The following is a 22,757-nucleotide window of genomic DNA, read 5'->3' as shown; positions in this document are numbered from 1 at the left end:
GCCTAAGGCGAATTACCTTAGCACGCTTCGCACTGTCTAGGTAGGTGTAAATAGGCTTGCTAAATATATTGATCTAATAAACGCCAATAGAAGATTTAAGGTGTTGTACCTGATTCATCATCCATCATTTAAGTGGTGATGTTATAGCATTTAAACAAAAAACGCACTCAAAAAGCAGTTTCCCTGAAGCCCTATAAGCCAGCTTTAGGATGACGATGACTAAGTTTGACCCTCTTTATGCTCACCCCCTGTTGTAAGACGTCGAAGTACATACCGATGCGGCATTTGGCGCTGGTGACTTAAAGCAAAAAAGAAGATGGCTGACCCAATATTTGCATGTTTGACACCGTTCAAGCATGCCTTACTACAAGGCGCCCATGATCGCGAGAACGAGATGGGATTGCACTGCTCTTTATACGACAACTTCTTAGGCAGACTGCGACATTGACAACGGCGCAGCGTCAAATACTGGTTATTTATTGTCTCGCGAGTGCCCTGCGAGGTCAGAATGAAACGTATGTTATTTAATGCTACCCAGGCTGAAGAGCTTCGGGTGGCGATTGTCGACGGTCAAAACTTAATTGACTTAGACATCGAAACGCTGGGTAAAGAACAGCGTAAAGGCAATATCTATAAAGGTGTGATTACCCGTATCGAGCCGTCTCTTGAGGCGTGTTTCGTCGATTATGGCACCGATCGTCATGGTTTTTTACCATTCAAAGAAGTGTCTCGTGCTTATTTCCAAGACTATGATGGCGGCCGTGCCCGCATTCAAGACGTTTTGCGTGAAGGCATGGAAGTCATTGTTCAAGTAGAGAAAGACGAACGCGGCAATAAAGGCGCTGCCTTGACCACGTTTGTCAGCTTAGCTGGCCGTTATTTGGTGTTGATGCCGAATAATCCGCGTGGTGGTGGCGTGTCTCGCCGTATTGAAGGTGAAGATCGTCAAGAACTCAAAGAAATGATGAGTCAGTTAGACATCCCTAAAGGCATGAGTTTGATTGCCCGTACCGCAGGGATTGGCCGCAGCCTAGAAGACTTAGAGTGGGATCTGAACTACCTATTGCAGCTTTGGGGTGCGATTGAAGAAGCCGCCAATGCCCGCAATGGCTCGTTCTTGATTTTGCAAGAAAGCGCCCTAGTGATTCGCGCCATTCGCGACTACTTCCAGCCAGACATTGGTGAAATTCTGATTGATACCCCTGAGGTGTTTGAAGAAGTCAGCCAGTTTATGTCGTACGTGATGCCCAGTAACGTGAACCGCATCAAGCAGTACGAAGACCACACGCCTTTATTCAGTCGCTTCCAGATTGAGCATCAAATTGAATCGGCCTTCTCTCGTTCGGTGAACCTGCCTTCAGGCGGCGCCATCGTGATCGATCACACCGAAGCATTGGTGTCGATCGACGTCAACTCTGCGCGCGCTACCCGCGGCTCAGACATTGAAGACACGGCATTTAAAACCAACGTTGAAGCCGCCGAAGAAATTGCCCGCCAGTTGCGCCTACGCGACTTGGGTGGTTTGATCGTGATCGATTTCATCGACATGGAAAACCAAAAGAACCAGCGTGAAGTTGAGCAAACGCTGCGCGATGCTTTGCGTTACGACCGTGCCCGCGTACAGATGGGCAAGCTGTCACGCTTTGGCTTGCTAGAGCTGTCGCGTCAGCGCCTACAGCCTTCTTTAGGCGAAAGCAGCCACATGCCTTGCCCTCGCTGTCACGGCATTGGCTTTATTCGTGGCATTGAATCTTCGGCCTTGCACATTTTGCGCATCATTCAAGAAGAAGCCATGAAGGACAACACCGGCGAAGTGCATGCACAAGTGCCGGTTGATGTGGCTACTTTCTTGCTGAATGAAAAACGTTCTGAGCTGTTTAGCTTAGAAGAGCGTTTAGACGTGGGCGTGCTGTTGATTCCTAATTCACATTTGGAAACCCCGCATTACGAGATTACCCGTGTGCGTACCGACGACGTTGAAGAAGCGGTGACGCCAAGCTACAAGCGCGTAAACAAGCCTGAAGAAGACGAAACCGTGGTGCGTGCGGGCAAAAAAGTCGAACGACAAGAGCCTGCTGTGAAAGGGATTCGCCCAGCGCAGCCAGCGCCGTTGACCGAAGAGAAGCCAGTGTCTTTGTTCGCCAAGATTGGTGCCTGGATTAAAGGCCTATTGGGCGAGAAAGAAGTTGAGGTTGAAAAGCCTAAGGGTTCAAAACAGCCGCAGCGTCGTAGCCCATACGGTAAACGTCAAAACAACCGTCGTAACCAAAATCAACGCTCGGGCGATAAAGCCGAGTCAGGTAATGGCAACGACAAACGTCAAAATAGCCAAAATAAAGCGGCCGATGGCGATAAGCAGCAAGAGCGCGCACCGCGCAAAGACCGTAATAATGGCCAGCAGCAAGGCAATGCTCAAGACAGACAAGAGCAAGCTCAGCAGGGCAAAGAGCGCAGCGGTGAGAAACGCCAAAGCACACGCAATAACGACAAGCGCCAGCAAGGGCAGCGTCAGCAGGATGATCAACGCCAGGCCGATAAAGCTGAAAAGGTTGAAAAAGCGCAAAGCTTAGTGGCTGAGCAGTCTGAACAAGGCGCCGAGCAGGCTCAAGGTACCGAGCGCCGTCGTCGTCGCAATAACCGTCGCGACCGTAAGCCAGAAGATCAAAATCGTCCAGCTAAAGAGCAGCAGGCCGATCAAGCCCAAGAAGCCCCGTTGGTGATTAACTTGGCTGATGCTGAAGCGGGCCAATCAGCGGCTGCTGAAGAGCAGCGTGCGCCAGAGCAAGAGAAAGGCAATCGTCGCGAAGGGGGGCATAATCGCCGCCGTCGCAACAATCGCGGCCGTCCTGCAACGGCCAGCTATTTGATTCGCCGCATCGACATTCACGCGATTGGGGATCAGGTTCGTGCTGCTGTAGACCACATTTATCAAGGTAAGCTGGTGGTGGTGGCTGAGCAAGCTCCAGAAGCGGTTGTGGTGGTGGTTGAAGCTGCCCCCGTGGCTGTGGCAGAAACCATCGTAGAGGCGGTTGCTGTTGCTCCTGTGGCGGCACCAGAAGTGGCTGTGGTTGCTGAGGTTGTGGCTGACGTACAGCCCGAGCCGGTTGAGGTGGCCGCTGTGGCTGAGCCTGTTGTGGCACCTGCGCCGGTTATGGTCGAGTCTAAGCCGGCAGAATCGATTGATTTGGGTCATTTGGTGATGGTTGAGACTAAATCTGCGGCCCCAGCCGTGGTGGAGGCTGCGCCAGCGGCACCGGTAAAACGCCGTTCAGACCTATTGGCTGCAAAAAAAGTTGTGGCGGATGATCAGCCTCAAGCAGTTGTTTTAAAACAGGTTGAAACGCAAAAGGGCGAATAAGTCGGTCTGACTCGTCAAAAAGTTTATAAAAACGCTTGACGAGTCGCTAAGGGCTTACTATAATGCGCTCCTATTCCCTGATAGCTCAGTCGGTAGAGCGACGGACTGTTAATCCGCAGGTCCCTGGTTCGAGCCCAGGTCGGGGAGCCAAATACAAAAGCCACGCTAAATAGCGTGGCTTTTTCTTTGCCTGTCGATAGCAAGGGCGTGATGCTGTTTTTAGGCCAATTGATGATTAAGTGAAAAAAATTGAATTTGATCACTTGAATTCTGGCGACTCCCCCCGATATAAGCGTCATGTAGAATGTTAAACACGGTTTTTTGGCCTTCGTGTCAGGCTGTGTTGATTTTAACGAGTGAAAGCCACGGTGTGGAATTCCTTAACTGTTTTTAATTTGGAGAAATTAATGTCTATCCGTCCTTTACATGATCGTGTTGTGATTAAACGTTTAGAAGCAGAAGAAACCACTGCTTCAGGTATCGTATTGGCAGGTTCCGCTGTCGAAAAGCCTGATATGGGCGAAGTCATTGCCGTGGGCAATGGCAAGATTCTAGACAACGGTGAGCGTCGTGCTTTAGACGTTAAAGTCGGCGACAAAGTTATTTTCGGTAAGTATGCAGGCCAGGCCGTTAAGGTTGAAGGCGAAGAAGTTTTGGTGATGCGTGAAGAAGACATCATGGGCGTGATGGCTTAAGCCTCACCCTGTCCAAACTGATAAAACTGTAAATGAATTAAGAACTGGAGAATAAACATGGCAGCAAAAGACGTACAATTTGGCAACAGCGCTCGTCAAAAAATGGTTAACGGTGTCAATATTTTGGCTGATGCCGTTAAAGTAACCTTGGGCCCTAAAGGCCGTAACGTTGTGTTAGAGCGTTCTTTCGGTGGTCCTTCAATCACTAAAGACGGCGTATCAGTGGCCAAAGAGATCGAATTGAAAGATCGTTTCGAAAACATGGGCGCGCAAATGGTTAAAGAGGTTGCCTCTAAAACCGCCGACGTGGCCGGTGATGGCACCACGACCGCAACTGTATTGGCTCAAGCCATCGTGCGTGAAGGCATGAAATACGTGGCCGCTGGCATGAATCCAACCGACCTTAAGCGCGGTATTGATAAAGCCGTCTTGGGCTTGGTTGAAGAATTGAAAAAAATTGCTCAGCCTTGCGCGACCTCTAAAGAAATCGCCCAAGTGGGTTCTATTTCTGCTAACTCAGACGCCGACATTGGTAAAATCATTGCTGATGCCATGGATGCGGTGGGTAAAGAAGGCGTGATCACCGTAGAAGACGGTAAATCATTGAACAACGAATTAGACGTGGTTAAAGGCATGCAGTTTGATCGCGGCTACCTGTCTCCTTACTTCATCAATGAGCAAGAAAAACAAATCGCTGGCTTAGACAGCCCGTTTGTTTTGTTGTTTGATAAAAAAATCAGCAACATTCGTGACTTGTTGCCGATCTTGGAGCAAGTGGCTAAAGCCGGCCGTCCTTTGTTGATCATTGCTGAAGACGTTGAAGGTGAAGCCTTGGCTACTTTGGTGGTGAATAACATCCGCGGTATTTTGAAAACTGTAGCGGTTAAAGCGCCTGGTTTTGGTGATCGTCGTAAAGCCATGTTGCAAGACATTGCGATCTTGACCGGCGGTACCGTGATTGCTGAAGAAGTAGGTTTGACTTTGGAAAAAGCCGAACTGTCTATGTTGGGCCAAGCCAAACGCATTGAAATCGGCAAAGAAAACACCACCATCATTGATGGCATGGGTGATAAAGCTCAAGTTGAAGCGCGCGTGGGCGAGATCCGTCAATTGATCGACACCGCCAGCAGCGAATACGACAAAGAGAAACTGCAAGAGCGCGTGGCCAAATTGGCCGGTGGCGTTGCGGTGATCAAAGTCGGTGCCGCAACCGAAGTGGAAATGAAAGAGAAGAAAGACCGCGTTGACGACGCCCTGCACGCCACTCGTGCCGCTGTAGAAGAAGGCATCGTGGCTGGTGGTGGTATCGCCTTGCTACGCGCTCGTGAAGCCCTAGGCGACGTGGAAGGCATTAATGCTGACCAAACGGCCGGTGCGCGCATTGTATTGACCGCTATTGAAGCGCCTTTGCGCCAAATCGTGATCAATGCTGGCGACGAGCCAAGCGTGGTGGTGAATAAAATTCTAGAAGGTAAAGGCAACTACGGTTTCAATGCTGGTACCGGTGAATACGGTGACATGATTGAAATGGGCGTGTTGGATCCTGCTAAAGTGACCCGTTCAGCCTTGCAACATGCGGCTTCTGTGGCTGGTTTGATGTTGACCACTGACTGCATGATTGCCGAAATTCCAGAAGACAAACCTGCGATGCCTGACATGGGCGGCATGGGTGGAATGGGCGGTATGGGCGGCATGATGTAAGTCTTTTGCCCAATACGCTTATCAAGCACGCAAAACCCCACTATAATGGTGGGGTTTTTTTATGGGATCTGTTATGGATAGGCAAAAGTTGTTGGCCTGGTGCGATGAGGTATTGCGCGTCAGTAGCTACAAGGATTATGCACCCAATGGCTTACAGGTTGAAGGCCGCAGCCAGATCAATAAAATTGTGACTGCTGTGACCGCCAGCCAGGCCGCCATTGACTATGCGATTCAGGCGGGGGCGGACATGCTGTTGGTTCACCACGGCTTGTTTTGGAAGAGTGAGCCCGTGCCCATCATTGGCTGGAAAAAGCAGCGCATTGCGGCCTTGTTGGCGCACGACATCAATATGGTGGGCTTTCATTTGCCGCTGGATGCACATGAGACTTTGGGCAATAATGCCCAGCTCGCACGCGTGTGCGGTTGGGAGATAGAAGCTCAGGTGGGTGATCAAAACCTGCTGATGCTGGGTCATGCTCAAGCAGCCTGTTCATTAACGGTATTTTTAAGCCAGCTTGAAACCAGCCTTGGGCGTAAGCCTTTGGGTTTGGGGCGGCCTGATAAGGTCATTAATAAGCTGGCATGGTGTACGGGTGGGGCGCAGGGGTATTTCCAAACCGCCATTGATTTGGGTGTGGATGCGTTTATTACTGGAGAGGTGTCTGAAGCTCAATACCATTTAGCGCAAGAATGCGATGTGGCCTTTATTTCGGCGGGTCATCACGCAACCGAGCGCTTTGGGGTTCAGGCTTTAGGTGAAGCAATTAATCAAACCTTTGACATTCCCTGCCAGTTTTTCGATGAACAAAACCCTGTTTAAAGTCAAGATTTTATGGTTAAGCTGGTTTTAATCAAAATAAGGCTTTAAGCAATAGGGTAAAATAATGTAGAATCCATTGGTTTCAATGGCTCGGTATTCCAAAAATTAGGATGACTGATAATGAATGATCAACAACAACAAGTAAATCAAGGTCGCCGCCGGTTTTTAACTTTGGCGACAGGCGCAGCTGCGGGTGCAGCTGCCGTGGGTGTGGCAACGCCTTTAGTGCTCAGCTGGTTTCCATCAGAGCGTGCTAAAGCCGCTGGCGCCCCTGTAGAAGTAGACTTTAGTAAAGTAGAATCTGGTCAATTAATTACAGTAGAATGGCAAGGTAAGCCAGTTTGGGTGCTTAACCGCACGGCTGAACAGCAAAAAGAACTGCCTACTTTGAATGGCACGTTGGCAGACCCAGCGTCAGAAGTAGAGCATCAGCCTGAATACTGTAAAAATGAACTGCGTTCCATCAAGCCAGAGCTGTTTGTGGCCATCGGTATTTGTACCCACTTGGGCTGCTCACCAACGTTCCGTCCTGATTTGGCCCCTGCCGATTTAGGTCCTGAATGGAAAGGTGGCTTCTTCTGTCCTTGTCACGGTTCTAAGTTTGACTTGGCTGGTCGCGTATTTAAAGGCGTACCTGCTCCAACTAACTTAGTCATTCCACCTTACAAGTATATTAACGACACCACGCTTTTAGTGGGCTCTGACGAATAAGGGAACGGATAAGCTATGAGTACGAATAACAGTAAATTGCAATCTTTGCTCGGTTGGGTAGATGATCGTTTTCCGTTATCGAAAATGATGAAAGAGCACGTAACGGAATATTACGCGCCTAAAAACTTTAACTTTTGGTATTTCTTTGGCTCTTTAGCCATGTTGGTGTTGGTGATTCAAATTGTCAGCGGTATTTTCTTGACCATGAACTACAAACCCGACGGTACGTTAAACAACGCTGGCTTGCCCGTGGCGTTTGCGTCGGTGGAATACATCATGCGCGACGTTTCTGGCGGTTGGTTGATTCGCTACATGCACTCAACTGGCGCGTCGATGTTCTTCGTGGTGATTTATCTACACATGTTCCGTGGCTTGATCTACGGTTCATTCAAAAAACCCCGTGAATTGGTTTGGGTATTTGGTGCACTGATTTTCTTGTGCCTGATGGCTGAAGCCTTTATGGGTTATTTATTGCCTTGGGGGCAAATGTCGTTCTGGGGTGCTCAGGTGATTATTAACCTGTTTGCCGCCATCCCTGTGATTGGTCCTGACCTCTCTATCTGGATTCGTGGTGACTTCAACGTTTCTGACGTGACCCTAAACCGTTTCTTTGCCTTACACGTGATTGCCATTCCATTGATCTTGGTGGGCTTGGTGGTGGCGCATTTGATCGCGCTACACGAAGTGGGTTCTAACAACCCAGACGGTATTGAAATTAAAGAAAACAAAGGCGAAAACGGCCTGCCTAAAGACGGCATCCCGTTCCACCCATACTACACTGTGAAAGACATTGTGGGCGTGGTGGTGTTCTTAGTGATCTTTACCGGCATTATGTTCTTCTTGCCTGAGGGCGGTGGTTACTTCTTAGAAGCACCTAACTTTGACCCTGCAGACCCAATGAAAACGCCTGCGCACATTGCACCGGTTTGGTACTTTACGCCGTTCTATGCGATTTTGCGTGCGATTCCATCACTCTTCGGTACCCAAGTTTGGGGTGTGCTGGGGATGGGCGCTGCGGTAGTGTTGATTGCCTTGTTGCCTTGGTTAGACCGTTCACCCGTTAAGTCTGTTCGCTACCGTGGTCCGATCTTTAAAACGATGTTGGTGTTGTTCATCATTTCGTTCATCGGCTTGGGTATTTTGGGGGCTATTCCTGCAACTGATTTGCGCACCATCGTGTCGCGCATCCTATCAGTGGTGTACTTCTTGTTCTTCTTGGGCATGCCAATCTACACCAAAATGGATAAAGTAAAACCAGTACCTGATCGCGTGACCATGAGCTCAACCAGCCATAAAATCAAATTCTTGATCTACGTTGTGTTGACCATTGTCGGTGCAGTCTTGTTCGGCCAGTTTATTTAAGGGTAGGCAAATGAAAAATAAATTAAAAGCTTTATTGGTTGCCGCCGCCATGGTACTGCCTGTTGCTCAGGTGAGTGCCTCCGGCGCTGCCGTTACTGAAAAAGTGAACATCGATTTGGGCAACCAGGCTGGTTTGCAACGTGGCGCTCAAATCTTTACCAACTACTGTTTGTCTTGTCACTCTGCCAGCAATATGCGTTTTAACCGTTTGACGGACCTTGGTTTGACTGAAGAGCAAATCAAAGACAACCTCATGTTCACCACCGATAAAATCGGTGACACCATGCAAGGTGCGTTGGCGCCAGAAGACGCCAAAGAATGGTTTGGCTCTGTACCGCCTGACTTGTCTTTGATTGCCCGTTCTCGCGGTGCGGATTATCTGTATGCCTATATGCGCGGTTTCTATAAAGACCCATCGCGTCCTTCAGGCTGGAATAACACCGCCTTCGATAAAGTGGGTATGCCACACGTGCTGTGGGAACAGCAAGGCGTGCGCGCCGTTGAGTTGGATGCCGACGGTCAGCCTGTTTGGGAAAAGAACAAAGACGGCGTATTGGAACCTAAGTTATACTGGGAACGTACGGGCTTACACAGTCGTGCAATCGACGACAAGCGCGTGGTGACGGCTGAATACGATCAGTACGTGACTGACTTGGTGAACTATATGGTGTACATGGGTGAGCCAGCATTATTGAAACGTAAACAGATCGGTTACGGTGTGTTGATGTTCTTGTTGGTGATCATGTTGCCTTTGGCGTACTTCCTGAAGAAAGAATACTGGAAAGACGTTCATTAATTAGATAAAGAGTATAAATGGAAGATCTGTTGCACAAAAGTTCGCTTTTGGCGCCGCAAGCTTCTGAAGCTTTAAAAACTCTGGTTCACACAAAACGCGAGCAAACGTCTGCTCGCGTTTTTTTACTGGATCATGAGGGGGAAACGCTCATTATTAAGCGCCTATCACGCGCTCGTTTCTTAAGGCTCAGACGCTGGCTGTCGCGCTTGATTTATCGACGTTTGGACCCGGCAGGGGCTGCGCCCACGCCGGCACCAAGAGGTGAAGAAGCGCATGAGGTTAATCGTTTGCTACAGCTGGCTGCGGCAGGGGTGAAGGTGCCCCGCGTGGTTGGGGTGGGCGATGATTGGGTGGCGATGACGCACGTTGGCGAACCCATCGAGCAGCAGCTATCAGAGGCAACGCCTGAAGTGCGGTGGGCAACTTTAGAGGCGCTGACTTTGGATTTGGCTCAATTTCATCAGCGTGGTTGTTGGCACGGTGGCGCCCAAATTCGCAATGTGACCCAGCAGCCTGATGGGTTTTATCGCTTTGACTTTGAAGAAGACCTTGATCGAGAACTGCCTTTAAGTGCGCTGCAGGCGATTGATGTATTGATGTTTTTTAGCTCGTTAATGAAGGTGAAAACCGACGCCGACGTGGCACCGCAGATAGAGCGCTTGCGTAGCCTGTTGGCGCTTTATCAGTCGGCTGCGCCCAATGATCAGGTATTGAACTTAACCGAAAAAGGGGCGGGTTGGCTCAAGACCATTTTGCCTTTGCTCAAGCGCATGCCGCGCCAAGGCGGTAAAGAGCGTTTACGCGTGCTGGTGCTGTTGGGGCTGTTTTTGCCACGCCGCTAAATTCGTCATAGTTTGTTTTAATACAGTCACTTATGTTCGATTTGTGGCTTTGTGTGGCCATTTTTGTTATAATGGTCGCTTCTGAAATTATTCTTAGGATGTTGATTATGATGACTTTGTATTCAGGGATTACCTGTCCTTTCAGTCACCGTTGCCGTTTTGTGTTGTTTGAGAAAGGCATGGATTTTGAGGTTAAAGATGTAGACATCTTTAATAAACCTGAAGACTTGGCCATTATGAACCCTTACAATCAAGTACCGGTATTGGTTGAACGTGAATTGGTATTGCATGAGTCCAACATCATCAATGAATACATTGATGAGCGTTTCCCTCATCCGCAGTTAATGCCTGGTGATCCGGTCATGCGCGCCCGTGGCCGCCTATTCTTGTATCGCTTTGAGCGCGAACTGTTCTCTCACGTGGTGACTCTGGAAAACCCAGCGGCCACTAATAAAGAGCTAAACAAAGCCCGTGAAGCGATTACGGAAGGCTTAACTGTGATTGCCCCCGTATTCGCGAAACAAAAATACATTTTGGGCGAAGAATTCTCGATGATTGATGTGGCTTTGGCGCCGCTGTTGTGGCGCTTAGACCATTACGGCATTGAGTTGGGTAAATCGGCTGCACCGATCTTGAAGTACGCAGAGCGTATTTTCCAACGTCAGGCCTTTATTGATTCTTTAACCGCTGCTGAAAAAGCGATGCGTCGTTAAACCCAAGGCCACGCATTAGCGTGGCTTTATTGTTTGGATGAGCTTTATGAAAACCAGTACCAAACCCTATTTGATTCGTGCCCTGTATGAATGGTGCGTCGACAACGAGCAAACGCCGCATATTGCGGTGTGGGTAGATGAGCAGACTAAGGTGCCGATGCAGTTCGTGAAGGATGGCGAAATTGTGTTGAATATTGGCCCCAACGCTTGCCAAGGCCTAAACATTGCCAACGATTGGGTGTCTTTTTCGGCACGCTTTGGTGGCGTGGCTCACGATGTGTGGTTGCCAACCGGCAATGTGTTGACGATCTTTGCTCGTGAGACGGGTGAGGGCATGGGCTTTGAGCTTGAGCAGTCTGTGCCTGAGGCAGCGTCAGAGCCTGAGGTGGCGGCCAAAGAAGAAGCGCCCACTTTACCCAGCCATTTGAAAATCATTAAGTAAGCCAATGATTGACGCCCCTGCATGACTTAGGTGATGCAGGGGCGTTTTGCGTGGTTAGGTGGGCTGTTTTAGCCAGCGCTTCAGTTCGCTGAGGGTGTGCCAGGCGCGGCGTTTGTCGGCAGTGTGGCGCAATAGTTTGGCCGGATGCGGCACAATGAACGTGGGTAAGTCTTGATAGGTCAGCCCTTGTGGTGTGATGGCGCAGTGCTTGGTCAGGTTTTCGCCTAGAAACAATAGGGCGCGGGGCCGACTGGCCTGAATTTGGGCATTTAAATAAGTGAGGCAGTTCTTTTGGTATTCTGGCTGTACCGGTACGGTGAGGCTGGGGCTACACTTAATGCTGCTGCTTAAAAATACCTCATCGATCGATAGGCCGATGCTGGCCAGCATATTGTCTAGCAGGGCGCCGACGGTGCCGTGTAGCAGCTGGTTGTGTAAGTCATCGTCTTGTGACGGTGCGGGCGACACCACCATCAGGGGGCTATTGTCTTGGCCGCGCCCTGGCAGTGCTTGTTTGCGGCTTTGGTGTAGTGGGCAGGCGGTGCAGACGCTGATGTGTTTGTGTAGGCTGCGCAAATCTAAGCCGTCGGCGAGCACGATTGGCTCAACTGTAGGAGTCTTGGCCTTTTCTGCCGCGGCGCTGGCTGCTTCTGCTGCGGCTAGTTCAGCCTCGCTAGGCTGCGGTTTGATGGCCAATGTTTTAAATAAAGAGGCGCGGGTAGCCGCGATGCGTCCTTGTGGTAGTGCAGTTTTGGTGGTGGCCGCCGGTTGGGATGTTGCGGTGGGTTGTTCTGAGCGGGCGCTGTGCTCTTGCGGCTGTGGCGTAGTAGGGGTGGGCAGTCTAACCGTCGCAGGGGTATCGATGTGGTTGTCTGCACTGGGTTCGTTAGGCACCAGCGTAGCCGCCTGGTTGACCCACAGGGGGCCTAAGCCTAAGGCATCATGCAAATGAACGTAGCGCGTGTCTAACATGTTTTTTCCATTAAAAGGGCGTCTTCTCTACCGGTGGCCGTTTGGTAATAACCTGTGCGTTGGCCATTCACCACAAAGCCATGCTTTAAGTATAACGCTTTTGCCGCCTGGTTGCCGGCACGCACGTCTAAGATGATGCGATGGATGCCGACGCTGCGACAATGAGTAACCAGTTGGCTCAAAAGTTGGCTGGCCAGTCCTCGGCGCAAGGCGGTGGTCGCCACGCCAAAATGATGGATTTCTGCTTCGTCTAATACGCTGTGCCACAGTAAAAAGGCTGCAACTTGATCGTTTTGGGTTAACACCCAGAGCGTGTCGTTGCCGTTGAGGGCGCTGGCAAACTGCCGCTCAGACCAGGTAGACTCCTGCCCAGCTTGGTTGATGGCGACAATGTCGGCTAAGTCGTCTCTGTGGGCGGGCCGAATGTTGATCTTAGCTGTTGTGGCCATTTTGTTTTCTCTGCGCCTGTTCTTTGGCGGTCAGGGCAATTTTATTACGCACATACAGTAAGTCTGCCGCTTGGGCGCCGGATGCCTGATAGCGACCGCTGAGGGCGAGCTTAAGGTAATCTTGAGCCGTGGGCATTTGGCTACTGCCTGTGGGTAAAATGTCGGCGTAGAGCTCGAGCGCATTGCCCACGGTGAGGGCATCAGGGGCTAGGGGCTTAATCTCAGTTGGTTTGGCGACGCTGTAGTCAGACAGGCGCGTCATATTGGTGGTGTCATACCAGGCGTAAAATACTTCACCCATGCGTGCGTCGATGGCGGCCAAAACGTGGGTATGGGCCGGTGCCATGCTGGCCACTACGTCTAGAGTAGGAATGCCCATTAGGGGAACGTCTAGCGCCATGCTTAAGCCTTGGGCCACGCCTGCACCAATGCGTAAGCCGGTAAAGGAGCCAGGGCCTTGGGCGTACACGATTAAATCCAGCTGGTCTAGGCCGTGGCCTTGGGTGTCTAATAGGCTTTGAATGGTGGGGAGGATGAGTGCCGACTGCTGGGCGCCAACCTGCTCATGATACAGCGCCGATTGCGTCTCGTTGCCTACAGCAACGGAGAGAAATTGAGTGGCGGTGTCCATTGCCAGACAGCGTGTATAAGGGGTGGGGGCAACCATGTTTTTGTGCTCTTCCAATAACGGCGTAAAATAGGTCTTTATTATAACTGATTCAACGATGAGATTCAGAAATGAGCATGGATTATATTGGGCGTTTTGCGCCTAGCCCAACTGGGCGTTTGCATTTAGGCTCACTCTTGGCTGCTGTTGCCAGCTATTTAGCGGCTCGGTCGGTAGGGGGGCAATGGTTGGTGCGGATGGAAGATTTAGATCCGCCGCGCGAGCAGCCTGGTGCCGCTGCCGATATTCTGGCCACGCTGAAAACGTTTGGGCTGGATTGGGATGGCGAGGTGGTGTATCAAAGTCAGCGCCATGCTCTGTACCAGGCGGCCTTGGATGATTTATATGCGCGAGACTTGGTTTATCCTTGCTACTGTAGCCGTAAAGAGGTGATGGCCGAGGGGCGTGAAGGCGCCGACGGCTGTGTCTATGCCGGCCATTGCCGCAGCGCTGTCAGCCCGCGTGATCCGCGCAAGGCACCGGCTTGGCGCTTGAAGGTGCCTAATCAAGACATAGGCTTCGTAGATGAATTGATGGGGCCGTATCGGCAAAATTTGGCTCAGGACATCGGTGACTTTGTGCTGAAGCGGGCCGATGGCGAGTGGGCCTACCAGCTTGCGGTGGTGGTGGATGATGCCGATCAGAGCGTGAGCCACATTGTGCGTGGCCGTGATTTGTTGGTGTGTACGCCGCGCCAGCAGTACTTGCAGCAGGTATTGGGCTATCCACAGCCGGCGTATGCACATTTGCCGCTGCTGACCAATGCACTGGGGCAAAAATTATCCAAGCAAACCTTGGCGCCAGCTCTGGATGGTCAGGCCGTCATGCAACAGCTACAGGCCGTCTTGGGTTACTTGGGGATTAGGTTGGTAGCGGCAGATTACGACACGCCGCAGGCGCTGTTGGCCGCGGCGGTGCCGTTGTGGTCACCTCAGAAGGTGGGGGCAGACAATATCGTGGTGATGCCTTAGCTGGGCTCGGCGGGTTTTTTCTTCTTGGCGCGTGGATGAGCCTGATCATAGACGCTGGCCAGATGTTCGAAATCCAGCTTGGTGTAGATTTGGGTGGTGCTGAGGCTGGCGTGGCCCAGCAGCTCCTGCACCACGCGTACGTCTTGGGCGCTTTGCAGCATATGGCTGGCAAAGCTGTGGCGCAGCATATGAGGGTGAATGTGCTGGTCGCTGCTGCTTTGATTGGCCCAGCGGTTGAGGCGGTTTTGGATTTGCCGCATGCTCAAGCGGTGGCCTTTATTGTTTAAAAAAACCGCCTGCTCTTCCGGGTTGCTGTGTTCGATGGGTGTACTGTCGATGTAGGCTCTGAGGGCGGCTTCGGCTTGGCTGCCAAAGGGAACGATGCGTTCATTGTGGCCTTTGCCTAAGACCCTCAATAAGTGTTGCTCGAAGTCGATGTCATAGCGGTTGAGTGCGGCCAGCTCTGATAGGCGCAGGCCCGATGCATACATGAGCTCAAACATGGCCTTGTCGCGCAGGCTTAAAACGTCGTTGGCCTCTGGTTCGTCTAAGAGGTGTTGCATGTTTTCTTGGGTTAAAGCCTTGGGGAGGCGCGCCGGTGCCTTCGGTGGCTTGAGCCCAAGGCAAGGATTGAGTTCTATGTGGCCTTCGGCTTCTAAATAGGCGAAAAACTGGCGCCAAGCGCTGAGGGCGCGGGCGAGGGTATGGGGGTGTTGGTTTTTACCTGACAGGCTTTTCAGTGCGGCAATCATGTGGCGCTTGATGGGCACGACGTCGTCGGCTAGGCCTTGTTGCTGCAAAAGTTCGAATAACCGCCGCACGTCTCGCTCATAGGCGGCGAGGGTGTGCGGTGATTTATTGGCTTGAGTGAGGGTGGTGAGATAGCGGCTTAGGTGTTGCGGTAGCTCACTCAACAATAGGGTGGTCATTATTGGCTAACGGCGATTTCTAGGTCGGTTAAGTCAATTTGCCATTGGTGCATGATGTGCTGGAACAGTGCCAGTTCGGCATTATTTAGGGCGTGGTCGCCTTTGCAGATGTTTAGGGCCGTCGCCAGAGCGATGAGGCGATATTTACGCTCGGTGACCTGGGCCAAAATGGCGTCGACGCGCTCTGGCGCTAATAGCGACACACGCTCTTCAGTCTCAGCAACCTTGGATAGATCTTCCAGATAATCTTTTAAAATAGTGGTGAAGGCTTCTTGCTGTAGGCCCAAAACATCATAGAGCTTAACTGCTTCCATGGCCTCAAATTCAGAGGCATCTAGGTCACTGTCGGCCAGCATGCACATGGCGATGACGTGGGCAACGGCTTCAGGGCTATTGGGTTGATATGTTTTCATTGTGTTTCCTTATGTTCTGCTGATTTGAGCAATAAAGCCAGCAGGGGTTTTTTGCACGCTTTGCGTGGTGTAATCGAAAAAAACCAGGCCGGTTTTGACGCGGGCCAGCTCTTTTTGCGTGTGCTTGTGTTGAATCAGGGTAAACAGGGCAAAGCCTGCGCGGCTGATGTCAGTGACTGCTATTTTTAATATTAGTTCGTCGCCGTGGAAGCCTTGGCTGATGAATTGTATGGCAGCATCGGCCATGATTAAGCCAGCGCCCTCAACGTTCATCTCAGTGTACCCTAAGTGGTGCAAGAAGCGTATGCGCGCTTCGTGGGCGAGGCTGAGGACTTTGTCGTTGGCCAGGTGGTTGCCATAGTTTAAGTCGCTGACTTGAATGGCTAACTCTGTTTCAAATAGAAAGGTTTCTGGCACATTTAGGTGTACGCGAGTCATAGTAAGAGGTAAGATAGTATTAACGGATGTCAATGATTCTAACATTATTTTTGCCATGGGTGCGTACACGTGCGAATATGCTAGTATGCACCGTAGTGTGACTCTTCAATCAGTCTGATAACAAAGGAGTTCGTATGTACAAGAAAATATTTGTCCCTGTCGACGACAGCGCAGCCTCATTAAAAGCCTTAGAAGAAGCCTGTAAAATTGCTGAATTTTCCAAAGCTGCTTTGCGTGCCGTACACGTAGTAGACTTGGCTCAATTTAGCTGGGGCGGTACCGGTTACTTGCAGTCTGCTGAGATTCATCAGGCGAGTAAAGAAGTGGGCGAAAAAGTATTGGCTCACGCTAATACCATTATTGCTGGCCATGGCTTAACCGCCGAAGTGGAAATTCTTGAAAGCGTGGGCGACAAGATTGCGACTTTGTTGGCTACTGATGCGAAAGACAATGGTTGTGATCTGATCGTGATGGGTACGCATGGCTGGACCGGCGTGATGCATTTGCTGATGGGTTCTGTGGCGGAAGGCGTGTTGCGCCAAGTAGACATGCCTGTGATGCTGGTGCGTAAAAAAGCCGAATAAGCCAGACTAGGCCGGCCTAGCCCTAAGCTTTGTCTTAGGGCTTTTTAGTGCTTAACGCAAACGGCAGGCATAAAAAAAGACTTGCTAAGCAAGTCATGATAATGGGGTGGATGATGGGGCTCGAACCCACGACAACTGGAATCACAATCCAGGACTCTACCAACTGAGCTACATCCACCATAAAGCTTTTGGCGCACCCGACAGGAATCGAACCTGTAACCCCCGGCTTAGAAGGCCGGTGCTCTATCCGGTTGAGCTACGGGCACTCAAACCAACTGTCGGTAACACTCATAATTGTGGTCGGGGCGGTGGGATTCGAACTCACGACCCTCTGCTCCCAAAGCAGATGCGCTAACCAGGCTGCGCTACGCCCCGACTGAGAATCGAACTATACCCAGCTCTGATTTTTCTGTCAAGCGTATGGTGTTAAAATAAGTCGACTTATTGCCTAGATGCTGGAATCATCAGGGAAAATAGGTTTTGAGTCAGGGCGTGTCTTGGGGCAGATGGGTCTGTTGCTTGTTTGTTTATTGCTTAGGGGGCAAGGCTTGGCTGCTGTTTTGGGTGGCTGGTTGCGGCAGGCAATATAAGTCGGATGCTTTTTGAAGCTCGGCTGTGGGGCTATCGTTATGATTTGAGTGCTTGCGCGTTTGATTGTGTTAAAGGGGATGGGTTGGCTAGAATCGACGGGCATAAAAAAAGACCTGCTTTAAGCAAGTCTTAGGATAACTGGGGTGGATGATGGGGCTCGAACCCACGACAACTGGAATCACAATCCAGGACTCTACCAACTGAGCTACATCCACCATAAAGCTTTTGGCGCACCCGACAGGAATCGAACCTGTAACCCCCGGCTTAGAAGGCCGGTGCTCTATCCGGTTGAGCTACGGGCACTCAAACCAACTGTCGGTCACACACTAGAATTTGTGGTCGGGGCGGTGGGATTCGAACTCACGACCCTCTGCTCCCAAAGCAGATGCGCTAACCAGGCTGCGCTACGCCCCGACTGAGTGACGAACTATACCGATGAGGGATTGGTCTGTCAATGATGATTTTGGCTTAAATTGAATTTAGTTATTTAAGGGGCTGTTATTGTGCGGTTTTTAATTTAGGCGTGACGGTTATTTTTATTTTTAACTGCGTTTGTTGGTCGCTGAAAGCCAGCTGCATTCAAGGGTGTGGCCTTTTGTATGGCCGCTTTATGTAGGCATTAAAGCATCACTGAATGGGATTTAAAGGTGCATTAACTGCTAAAAAATGAGAGAATACGGGGCTTCATATTGTTGTTTATTTAAAGTGAGTTTTAGGAAAATCATGGCTGCTCAATTAATGGATGGTAAGGCTGTTTCTCAATCTCGTATTGAATGGGTAAAGGAACAAGTGGCAAAACGTGCTGAACAAGGGTTACATCAGCCAACATTGGCGGTGGTTTTGGTGGGCGATGATCCTGCTAGCGCCGTGTACGTACGCAACAAAAAATTGGCCTGTGAAAAGGCCAACGTTCGTTCTTTATCATATGAGTATGATGCAAGCCTGACGGAAGAGGCTTTGCTGCAGCTGATTGATGAGTTAAATGACAATAGCGAAGTAGATGGTATTTTGGTGCAGCTGCCGCTGCCAAAGCACATTGACAGCCAAAAAGTATTAGAGCGTATTTTGCCGCATAAAGACGTGGATGGTTTTCATCCCTACAACGTTGGCCGCTTAGCGGTGAAAATGCCCTTAATGCGTCCGTGTACCCCACGAGGCGTGATGACGCTGTTGGATCATTACCAGATCGATCCTAAAGGCAAGAAAGTGGTGATTGTGGGCGCGTCCAATATTGTCGGCCGCCCTCAGGCTTTGGAAATGCTGTTGGCGCGCGCTACTGTGACCGTGTGCCATAGTGCGACACAAGATTTAGCGCACGAGGTACGCCAGGCTGACATCGTGGTGGCCGGCGTGGGCGTGCCAGAGATGGTTAAAGGCGAGTGGATTAAGCCAGGTGCCGTGGTGATTGATGTGGGCATTAACCGTTTGGAAAATGGTAAGCTGTGCGGTGACGTTGAGTTTACCGTGGCTAAAGAACGTGCGGCATGGATTACGCCTGTGCCAGGTGGGGTGGGGCCGATGACGATTGCGACCCTGTTGGAAAATACATTGGATGCCGCTAGGCTACATGATTAATTAAGACTTGAAGGGCCGAATGCTCTGGGAGTTTGTTGGGGCTGTCTTGGTGGTGTTGGGCTAAGGCAGCCTCTTGTGGATGACGTAATTAAAATGACAAATCAAGACACACAAAAAAAGACCGCCACTTTGTTTATGGCGGCGCCTGATCAAAAGGGCTTGGTGAATGCCGTAGCCCATTTTTTGTTGACCTATAATGCCAATATTTTGCATGCGGATCAGCACCAAGATGCGGTTGAATCTTTGTTTTTAATGCGCGTAGAGTGGGATTTAGCTGATTTTGAGCTGCCTATGGCGCAGTTTGACGAGGTTTTTGGGGCGATTGCGGCCCAGTTTAACCTAACCTATCGATTGACTTTGTCGCATGAGCTGCCGCGCATTGCGATTTTTGTGTCTCAGTATGAGCACTGCTTGGTGGATTTACTGCACCGTTACCGCATTGGTGAGCTGGGTTGTGAAATTCCTTTGGTGATTTCGAACCACAATACCTGCCGCCACATCGTGGAGTTTAACGGGATTCCTTTTCATAAAATTGAAGTCAATAAAGACAATAAAGCTTTGGCTGAAGCGGAACAGATGCGCTTATTAAAAGAAGCCAATGTCGATACCGTGGTTTTGGCACGCTATATGCAGGTGCTGTCGCCTGATTTTGTGTCGGCTTTTCCTGACCGCATCATTAATATTCACCACAGCTTTTTGCCGGCATTTGATGGTGCTCGGCCTTATCATCGTGCCTATGCGCGCGGTGTGAAGTTGATCGGCGCCACCAGCCATTATGTGACCAATGAGCTGGATGAAGGCCCGATTATTGAGCAAGAAGTGGTGCGTATCTCTCATCGCGATGAGGTGGATGATTTGGTGGCTAAAGGGCGTGATCTCGAGAAAGTGGTGTTGAGCCGTGCCGTACGTTGGCACGCCGATAACCGCGTATTGTCTTATTGCAACAGAACGGTGGTGTTCGATTGATGCTGAATTTTCTTAATGATGCGTGGCAGCTGCTGCGCTTACGCTTAAAGCCTGTGGCCGAGTATCGCTACCCTGGTTTTGTGGTGGTGGCCATCTTGCTGATCTTGGGCGTGGTGAATGCGCAAGCGTTTATGCCGATTTTGGGCTTGGATCAAAACGGTACGGTTGCGGTGTCTTTAGCCTTTACGGTGCTTAATTGGGCGGTCTTTAGCCAAACGATGCGCCTGTATTTTCGCTGGCGCGGCGCACCTGATTTGCCGTTGGCGCATTTTGTGCTGTTGACTCAGGCATTGATGATTCCAGCGATGGCGTTTCCTTATCTGCCTGCGGGCGTGGCTGTAGTCTTAAGCTTGGTGTGGCAGTTCTGGACGCTGTGGGTGCAGATTCATGGTTTTGCCCGCTTCAGTCAGCTGTCGGGCTTGAAGATTTTGCTGGGCTACGTGCTGTATGTGGTGACTTTGGTATTGGCGTCGACGCTGTTGATGCTGGCCTTGATCAGCTTTGGCGTTTTGGATGCGAATGTGATCGTGGATAATGTAGAGGCGATGCAGCAGGCAGTTGAGCCTTAATTGACGTCTGTTGTGAAAAAGCCGCCCCAGTTGTCTGGGGCGGCTTTTTTGTGCTTAGCCGAATAGCTTGTGCCAGCGTTTGCGGATGCTGTTTTGCCATTTGTGTATTTTACTGGGCTTCTTTTTTTGGCTGTGGTGTACGTCGACGAATCGATCGCCGTGGTAGCCGGTGAGCGATTCCTTGGGGACGTTGCCAAAGGGGGTGACGCGGTATTGCTCTAAGGTATAGCCGGCGGCCAGTGCCTCTTCGTAGTATTGAGCGAATAGGGCTACTAGATCTTCGCGCCAGTGCGGTTTGGTTTGGCCGTCGTACCAGTGTTGGCTGCCTTCGGCCTTTAGGCGAGGAATCGAATAGGGGTGAGAGAACTGGGTGTCGATGTCGGTGTAATGGAGGATTTTGATGTCTTTAAGGGCCAAGTCTTCCCCGTCTAGGCAGTTGTAGCTGTCGTTAAATGGGGTGATGAGGCTGGGTTGGGCTTTAATCTGGTCGACCATGCTGTAATGGTTATCTGGATTGCGTTTAAAGGCATCCATGCTGGGGATGACTTCACGAGCCTTGGCACAGTCCCATAGGGATACGCACAGACGGTTGATGAGCGGTGCGCCTTTGGCGGCCACCATGGATTCAGGGTTAATGGGGTGGTGCCAGAGTTCGCTGATGTCGCTGAGCACTAATACGTCGGCGTCCATGTAAATGGCCTTGCCGGCGTAACCGCAATAGGCGGGGATGCCCCAGCGAAAGCCAGAAAAAGTGGTTACCCATTTACTGCTGTTCCAGCCCTCCTGGGTTTCAGGGTTGGCATACCAAAAGCTATTGGGATCGCGCGACAGCTGCATCCAGACGATGTCGATGGTTGCTTGGGTGTGTTTGCGGATGCTGTATTCCAATACCATCATTTGTTCTAGGTCGCAGTTGTTGGGGTCGCAGCCAACGAATATTTTAATCACGTCTTGGTTCATGTGGGCTCCTTAGTGAGGTTAGGTGTTTGGGCTGTCGGGAGGTCGATAAGGTTAAAGCGATCATCGCAAATGTGTTCATAGAGGTGGCGAATTTTGGGGTGTAGCGAGGCTGAGGTGATGAGGTGGTTGGTGACTTGCTCGCGGTGGGCTAAGTTGAGCTGTACGGTGCTGGCGAAACCATACAGTTCGACATGTCGTCCGGCGGCGATTTGGGTTAAAACGTATTCTTCTGCCAGAATGTCGATGTGCTGGGCATTGGGTAGATGATGGGTGTGCTCGCGCGGATGGGGTAGGTAGGCGTCTATTTTTTGGTCATGGAAAAGCCTGTGTAGCTGCGCCATGAGTGAGGTTAAGTCGGTTGAGCGCGTGAACATGTCGCTGAAGTAGGCGCCAATGAAGAGCTTGATGACGGGGCGTGGTGTCAATGTCGAGTGGGCAGGGGTAGGAGTGAGTGCCTGTAGTTTTAGGGGGCGAACAGCACTGATGATGTTGGGGTGTTGCGGGAAAATAGTGTAGTGGCGCTTAATGTTTTTGAGGATTTTTTTAGGGTGGGCGCGTAGCTGGTATTTTAAACGGTAGCGTAAGCCATATTTTAAGGCGTAGCTAAGGCGTTGGCGTTGGGTTTGATGATGAAACTGGTGTAGCGGTGACAAGGGGTTGATGTTGTCGGCGCCATCATCGAAGGAGTATAAGGTCTCGAAGGGTAGGTACGACAGTAAGAAAGAGTAGAACAAAATGGTGTAGTTGGCGATGAAAACGTTATGTGGGTGGCCAAGCTGTTCGGCCAGTATTTTGGCTTTGCGGCTGATGGTGCGTTTCTTGAGATGCTGTAGCTCATGATCGATCCAAAAGCGGGTGATGCTGGTATTGGGCGCAAAGAGAGCAAGGTAGTGCTTGGCCTTGGGATGCTGAGGGTTGCCTAGATATAAGATGGCGGCATTGTGTATGCCTTCGGTGCGAATGATGTTTTGGGCCAGGAAAAGCTGAAAGGGGGTGCCGCAGATAAAGAGGGTATTTTTGAGCATAACTGCCTTGCTGAGTTTGGGTGTGTGGGTGCCTCGATAGGGGGATTGGTCATTGTAGCATATAAATGCCGCATAAATAATGCTGTTTCATTATTTAGAAGGTTGAGGCCGCTGTGCGCATTAGGCTGACGCGAGATGCCTGCATGAAATGATGGGGATGAGTGGATTTAGCGGTGAGAAAGTGAGGCGAAAGCTTGAATGTGGGGCA

Annotated in this window: 23 protein-coding genes and 7 tRNA genes; 16 read left to right on the top strand and 14 right to left on the bottom strand. The window is 50.7% G+C overall.

The window, feature by feature from the left end:
* The first annotated feature begins 508 nt into the window (after positions 1-508).
* The 11 genes from AB8Q18_11755 to AB8Q18_11705 all read left to right on the top strand — a co-directional run bounded on the left by AB8Q18_11755 (position 509) and on the right by AB8Q18_11705 (position 11,440).
* On the top strand, positions 509-3,358 hold the full coding sequence (locus AB8Q18_11755) for an Rne/Rng family ribonuclease (protein ID XDZ50849.1): 2,850 nt from the start codon (positions 509-511) through the stop codon (positions 3,356-3,358).
* A gap of 74 nt (positions 3,359-3,432) precedes the next feature.
* A tRNA-Asn gene (locus AB8Q18_11750) sits at positions 3,433-3,508 on the top strand.
* A 257-nt stretch (positions 3,509-3,765) separates the two neighbouring features.
* On the top strand, positions 3,766-4,053 hold the full coding sequence (gene groES, locus AB8Q18_11745) for a co-chaperone GroES (GenBank protein ID XDZ50848.1): 288 nt from the start codon (positions 3,766-3,768) through the stop codon (positions 4,051-4,053).
* A 57-nt stretch (positions 4,054-4,110) separates the two neighbouring features.
* Positions 4,111-5,754 (top strand): chaperonin GroEL, encoded by a 1,644-nt coding sequence (groL, locus tag AB8Q18_11740; protein XDZ50847.1) that lies wholly within the window; start codon positions 4,111-4,113, stop codon positions 5,752-5,754.
* A gap of 73 nt (positions 5,755-5,827) precedes the next feature.
* Positions 5,828-6,574, top strand: coding sequence for a Nif3-like dinuclear metal center hexameric protein (locus AB8Q18_11735; protein XDZ50846.1), 747 nt, complete (start codon positions 5,828-5,830; stop codon positions 6,572-6,574).
* Between the two features lie 120 nt (positions 6,575-6,694).
* The gene (gene petA / locus AB8Q18_11730) at positions 6,695-7,285 is read left to right on the top strand and encodes a ubiquinol-cytochrome c reductase iron-sulfur subunit (protein XDZ50845.1); all 591 of its coding nucleotides are present in this window, start codon (positions 6,695-6,697) and stop codon (positions 7,283-7,285) included.
* A gap of 15 nt (positions 7,286-7,300) precedes the next feature.
* Positions 7,301-8,647, top strand: a complete 1,347-nt coding sequence (locus tag AB8Q18_11725; protein ID XDZ50844.1) for a cytochrome bc complex cytochrome b subunit — start codon at positions 7,301-7,303, stop codon at positions 8,645-8,647.
* 49 nt (positions 8,648-8,696) lie between these two features.
* Positions 8,697-9,443, top strand: a complete 747-nt coding sequence (locus tag AB8Q18_11720; GenBank protein ID XDZ52929.1) for a cytochrome c1 — start codon at positions 8,697-8,699, stop codon at positions 9,441-9,443.
* Between the two features lie 17 nt (positions 9,444-9,460).
* Positions 9,461-10,285 (top strand): hypothetical protein, encoded by an 825-nt coding sequence (locus AB8Q18_11715; protein ID XDZ50843.1) that lies wholly within the window; start codon positions 9,461-9,463, stop codon positions 10,283-10,285.
* Positions 10,286-10,392: 107 nt separating this feature from the next.
* A complete protein-coding gene (locus tag AB8Q18_11710; GenBank protein ID XDZ50842.1) occupies positions 10,393-10,998 on the top strand; it encodes a glutathione S-transferase N-terminal domain-containing protein in 606 nt (201 codons plus the stop codon).
* A gap of 46 nt (positions 10,999-11,044) precedes the next feature.
* Entirely contained in the window at positions 11,045-11,440 is a 396-nt protein-coding gene (locus AB8Q18_11705) for a ClpXP protease specificity-enhancing factor (GenBank protein ID XDZ50841.1), read from the top strand.
* Between the two features lie 54 nt (positions 11,441-11,494).
* On the opposite strand, the gene AB8Q18_11700 is transcribed toward AB8Q18_11705, so the two are convergent.
* From AB8Q18_11700 to tsaB, 3 genes are read right to left on the bottom strand one after another with little or no spacing between them, the layout of a single operon-like run.
* On the bottom strand, positions 11,495-12,412 hold the full coding sequence (locus AB8Q18_11700) for a uracil-DNA glycosylase (GenBank protein XDZ50840.1): 918 nt from the start codon (positions 12,410-12,412) through the stop codon (positions 11,495-11,497).
* Positions 12,406-12,861 carry a ribosomal protein S18-alanine N-acetyltransferase gene (gene rimI, locus AB8Q18_11695; protein XDZ50839.1) on the bottom strand — a complete coding sequence of 152 codons (456 nt, stop codon included), beginning with the start codon at positions 12,859-12,861 and terminating at the stop codon, positions 12,406-12,408. The genes AB8Q18_11700 and rimI overlap by 7 nt, the downstream gene beginning before the upstream one ends.
* Positions 12,845-13,528, bottom strand: coding sequence for a tRNA (adenosine(37)-N6)-threonylcarbamoyltransferase complex dimerization subunit type 1 TsaB (gene tsaB, locus AB8Q18_11690; protein ID XDZ50838.1), 684 nt, complete (start codon positions 13,526-13,528; stop codon positions 12,845-12,847). Before tsaB ends, rimI begins: the two co-directional genes overlap by 17 nt.
* Before the next feature lie 77 nt (positions 13,529-13,605).
* Here tsaB and gluQRS point away from each other — a divergent pair, with 77 nt between their 5' ends.
* Positions 13,606-14,499, top strand: a complete 894-nt coding sequence (gluQRS, locus tag AB8Q18_11685) for a tRNA glutamyl-Q(34) synthetase GluQRS (protein ID XDZ52928.1) — start codon at positions 13,606-13,608, stop codon at positions 14,497-14,499.
* On the opposite strand, the gene xerC is transcribed toward gluQRS, so the two are convergent.
* Genes xerC through AB8Q18_11670 form a run of 3 tightly spaced genes read right to left on the bottom strand, consistent with a single transcriptional unit; the run spans position 14,496 to position 16,279 of the window.
* Positions 14,496-15,428 (bottom strand): tyrosine recombinase XerC, encoded by a 933-nt coding sequence (gene xerC, locus AB8Q18_11680; protein ID XDZ50837.1) that lies wholly within the window; start codon positions 15,426-15,428, stop codon positions 14,496-14,498. The two genes, gluQRS and xerC, sit on opposite strands and share 4 nt — an antisense overlap.
* Positions 15,428-15,841, bottom strand: a complete 414-nt coding sequence (locus AB8Q18_11675; GenBank protein XDZ50836.1) for a hypothetical protein — start codon at positions 15,839-15,841, stop codon at positions 15,428-15,430. The genes xerC and AB8Q18_11675 overlap by 1 nt, the downstream gene beginning before the upstream one ends.
* A gap of 9 nt (positions 15,842-15,850) precedes the next feature.
* Entirely contained in the window at positions 15,851-16,279 is a 429-nt protein-coding gene (locus AB8Q18_11670; GenBank protein ID XDZ50835.1) for an acyl-CoA thioesterase, read from the bottom strand.
* A 134-nt stretch (positions 16,280-16,413) separates the two neighbouring features.
* Between AB8Q18_11670 and AB8Q18_11665 the strand changes: the two genes are divergently transcribed.
* Positions 16,414-16,863 (top strand): universal stress protein, encoded by a 450-nt coding sequence (locus tag AB8Q18_11665; GenBank protein XDZ50834.1) that lies wholly within the window; start codon positions 16,414-16,416, stop codon positions 16,861-16,863.
* Positions 16,864-16,965: 102 nt separating this feature from the next.
* On the opposite strand, the gene AB8Q18_11660 is transcribed toward AB8Q18_11665, so the two are convergent.
* The 6 genes from AB8Q18_11660 to AB8Q18_11635 form a co-directional block, all read right to left on the bottom strand.
* Positions 16,966-17,041, bottom strand: a tRNA-His gene (locus tag AB8Q18_11660).
* Between the two features lie 11 nt (positions 17,042-17,052).
* Positions 17,053-17,129, bottom strand: a tRNA-Arg gene (locus AB8Q18_11655).
* 31 nt (positions 17,130-17,160) lie between these two features.
* Positions 17,161-17,238, bottom strand: a tRNA-Pro gene (locus tag AB8Q18_11650).
* Between the two features lie 355 nt (positions 17,239-17,593).
* A tRNA-His gene (locus tag AB8Q18_11645) sits at positions 17,594-17,669 on the bottom strand.
* 11 nt (positions 17,670-17,680) lie between these two features.
* Positions 17,681-17,757, bottom strand: a tRNA-Arg gene (locus AB8Q18_11640).
* A 33-nt stretch (positions 17,758-17,790) separates the two neighbouring features.
* Positions 17,791-17,868, bottom strand: a tRNA-Pro gene (locus AB8Q18_11635).
* Between the two features lie 309 nt (positions 17,869-18,177).
* On the opposite strand from AB8Q18_11635, the gene folD reads away from it, so the two are divergent.
* The 3 genes from folD (at position 18,178) to AB8Q18_11620 (ending at position 20,564) form a co-directional block, all read left to right on the top strand.
* Complete coding sequence (folD, locus tag AB8Q18_11630; GenBank protein ID XDZ50833.1) at positions 18,178-19,029, top strand: bifunctional methylenetetrahydrofolate dehydrogenase/methenyltetrahydrofolate cyclohydrolase FolD; 852 nt, start codon at positions 18,178-18,180, stop codon at positions 19,027-19,029.
* Positions 19,030-19,104: 75 nt separating this feature from the next.
* Positions 19,105-19,995 (top strand): formyltetrahydrofolate deformylase, encoded by an 891-nt coding sequence (purU, locus tag AB8Q18_11625; protein XDZ50832.1) that lies wholly within the window; start codon positions 19,105-19,107, stop codon positions 19,993-19,995.
* The gene (locus tag AB8Q18_11620; GenBank protein XDZ50831.1) at positions 19,995-20,564 is read left to right on the top strand and encodes a hypothetical protein; all 570 of its coding nucleotides are present in this window, start codon (positions 19,995-19,997) and stop codon (positions 20,562-20,564) included. The genes purU and AB8Q18_11620 overlap by 1 nt, the downstream gene beginning before the upstream one ends.
* A gap of 54 nt (positions 20,565-20,618) precedes the next feature.
* Here AB8Q18_11620 and AB8Q18_11615 read toward each other — a convergent pair whose 3' ends face one another.
* Together AB8Q18_11615 and AB8Q18_11610 are read right to left on the bottom strand one after the other, a co-directional pair.
* A complete protein-coding gene (locus AB8Q18_11615; protein XDZ50830.1) occupies positions 20,619-21,524 on the bottom strand; it encodes a glycosyltransferase in 906 nt (301 codons plus the stop codon).
* A complete protein-coding gene (locus AB8Q18_11610; GenBank protein XDZ50829.1) occupies positions 21,521-22,549 on the bottom strand; it encodes a glycosyltransferase family 52 in 1,029 nt (342 codons plus the stop codon). Before AB8Q18_11610 ends, AB8Q18_11615 begins: the two co-directional genes overlap by 4 nt.
* Between the last annotated feature and the right edge of the window lie 208 nt (positions 22,550-22,757).

The sequence above is a fragment of the Neisseriaceae bacterium CLB008 genome (assembly GCA_041228285.1).
Lineage (GTDB): Bacteria > Pseudomonadota > Gammaproteobacteria > Burkholderiales > Neisseriaceae > JAGNPU01.
The sequence above is the reverse complement of the archived record's forward strand: the minus strand, read 5'-3'. Positions and strand labels throughout refer to the sequence as shown.

Excerpts from the sequence above, each read along its gene's own strand:
- AB8Q18_11620 (XDZ50831.1), top strand. The coding sequence starts at position 19,995 with ATGCTGAATTTTCTTAATGATGCGTGGCAGCTGCTGCGCTTACGCTTA.
- AB8Q18_11675 (XDZ50836.1), bottom strand. The coding sequence starts at position 15,841 with ATGAAAACATATCAACCCAATAGCCCTGAAGCCGTTGCCCACGTCATC.
- AB8Q18_11710 (XDZ50842.1), top strand. The coding sequence starts at position 10,393 with ATGATGACTTTGTATTCAGGGATTACCTGTCCTTTCAGTCACCGTTGC.
- petA (XDZ50845.1), top strand. The coding sequence starts at position 6,695 with ATGAATGATCAACAACAACAAGTAAATCAAGGTCGCCGCCGGTTTTTA.
- AB8Q18_11725 (XDZ50844.1), top strand. The coding sequence starts at position 7,301 with ATGAGTACGAATAACAGTAAATTGCAATCTTTGCTCGGTTGGGTAGAT.
- AB8Q18_11705 (XDZ50841.1), top strand. The coding sequence starts at position 11,045 with ATGAAAACCAGTACCAAACCCTATTTGATTCGTGCCCTGTATGAATGG.
- groL (XDZ50847.1), top strand. The coding sequence starts at position 4,111 with ATGGCAGCAAAAGACGTACAATTTGGCAACAGCGCTCGTCAAAAAATG.
- gluQRS (XDZ52928.1), top strand. The coding sequence starts at position 13,606 with ATGGATTATATTGGGCGTTTTGCGCCTAGCCCAACTGGGCGTTTGCAT.
- AB8Q18_11715 (XDZ50843.1), top strand. The coding sequence starts at position 9,461 with ATGGAAGATCTGTTGCACAAAAGTTCGCTTTTGGCGCCGCAAGCTTCT.
- AB8Q18_11700 (XDZ50840.1), bottom strand. The coding sequence starts at position 12,412 with ATGTTAGACACGCGCTACGTTCATTTGCATGATGCCTTAGGCTTAGGC.
- rimI (XDZ50839.1), bottom strand. The coding sequence starts at position 12,861 with ATGGCCACAACAGCTAAGATCAACATTCGGCCCGCCCACAGAGACGAC.
- AB8Q18_11665 (XDZ50834.1), top strand. The coding sequence starts at position 16,414 with ATGTACAAGAAAATATTTGTCCCTGTCGACGACAGCGCAGCCTCATTA.
- AB8Q18_11610 (XDZ50829.1), bottom strand. The coding sequence starts at position 22,549 with ATGCTCAAAAATACCCTCTTTATCTGCGGCACCCCCTTTCAGCTTTTC.
- tsaB (XDZ50838.1), bottom strand. The coding sequence starts at position 13,528 with ATGGTTGCCCCCACCCCTTATACACGCTGTCTGGCAATGGACACCGCC.
- AB8Q18_11755 (XDZ50849.1), top strand. The coding sequence starts at position 509 with ATGAAACGTATGTTATTTAATGCTACCCAGGCTGAAGAGCTTCGGGTG.
- AB8Q18_11720 (XDZ52929.1), top strand. The coding sequence starts at position 8,697 with ATGGTACTGCCTGTTGCTCAGGTGAGTGCCTCCGGCGCTGCCGTTACT.
- folD (XDZ50833.1), top strand. The coding sequence starts at position 18,178 with ATGGCTGCTCAATTAATGGATGGTAAGGCTGTTTCTCAATCTCGTATT.
- AB8Q18_11735 (XDZ50846.1), top strand. The coding sequence starts at position 5,828 with ATGGATAGGCAAAAGTTGTTGGCCTGGTGCGATGAGGTATTGCGCGTC.
- AB8Q18_11670 (XDZ50835.1), bottom strand. The coding sequence starts at position 16,279 with ATGACTCGCGTACACCTAAATGTGCCAGAAACCTTTCTATTTGAAACA.
- xerC (XDZ50837.1), bottom strand. The coding sequence starts at position 15,428 with ATGACCACCCTATTGTTGAGTGAGCTACCGCAACACCTAAGCCGCTAT.
- groES (XDZ50848.1), top strand. The coding sequence starts at position 3,766 with ATGTCTATCCGTCCTTTACATGATCGTGTTGTGATTAAACGTTTAGAA.
- AB8Q18_11615 (XDZ50830.1), bottom strand. The coding sequence starts at position 21,524 with ATGAACCAAGACGTGATTAAAATATTCGTTGGCTGCGACCCCAACAAC.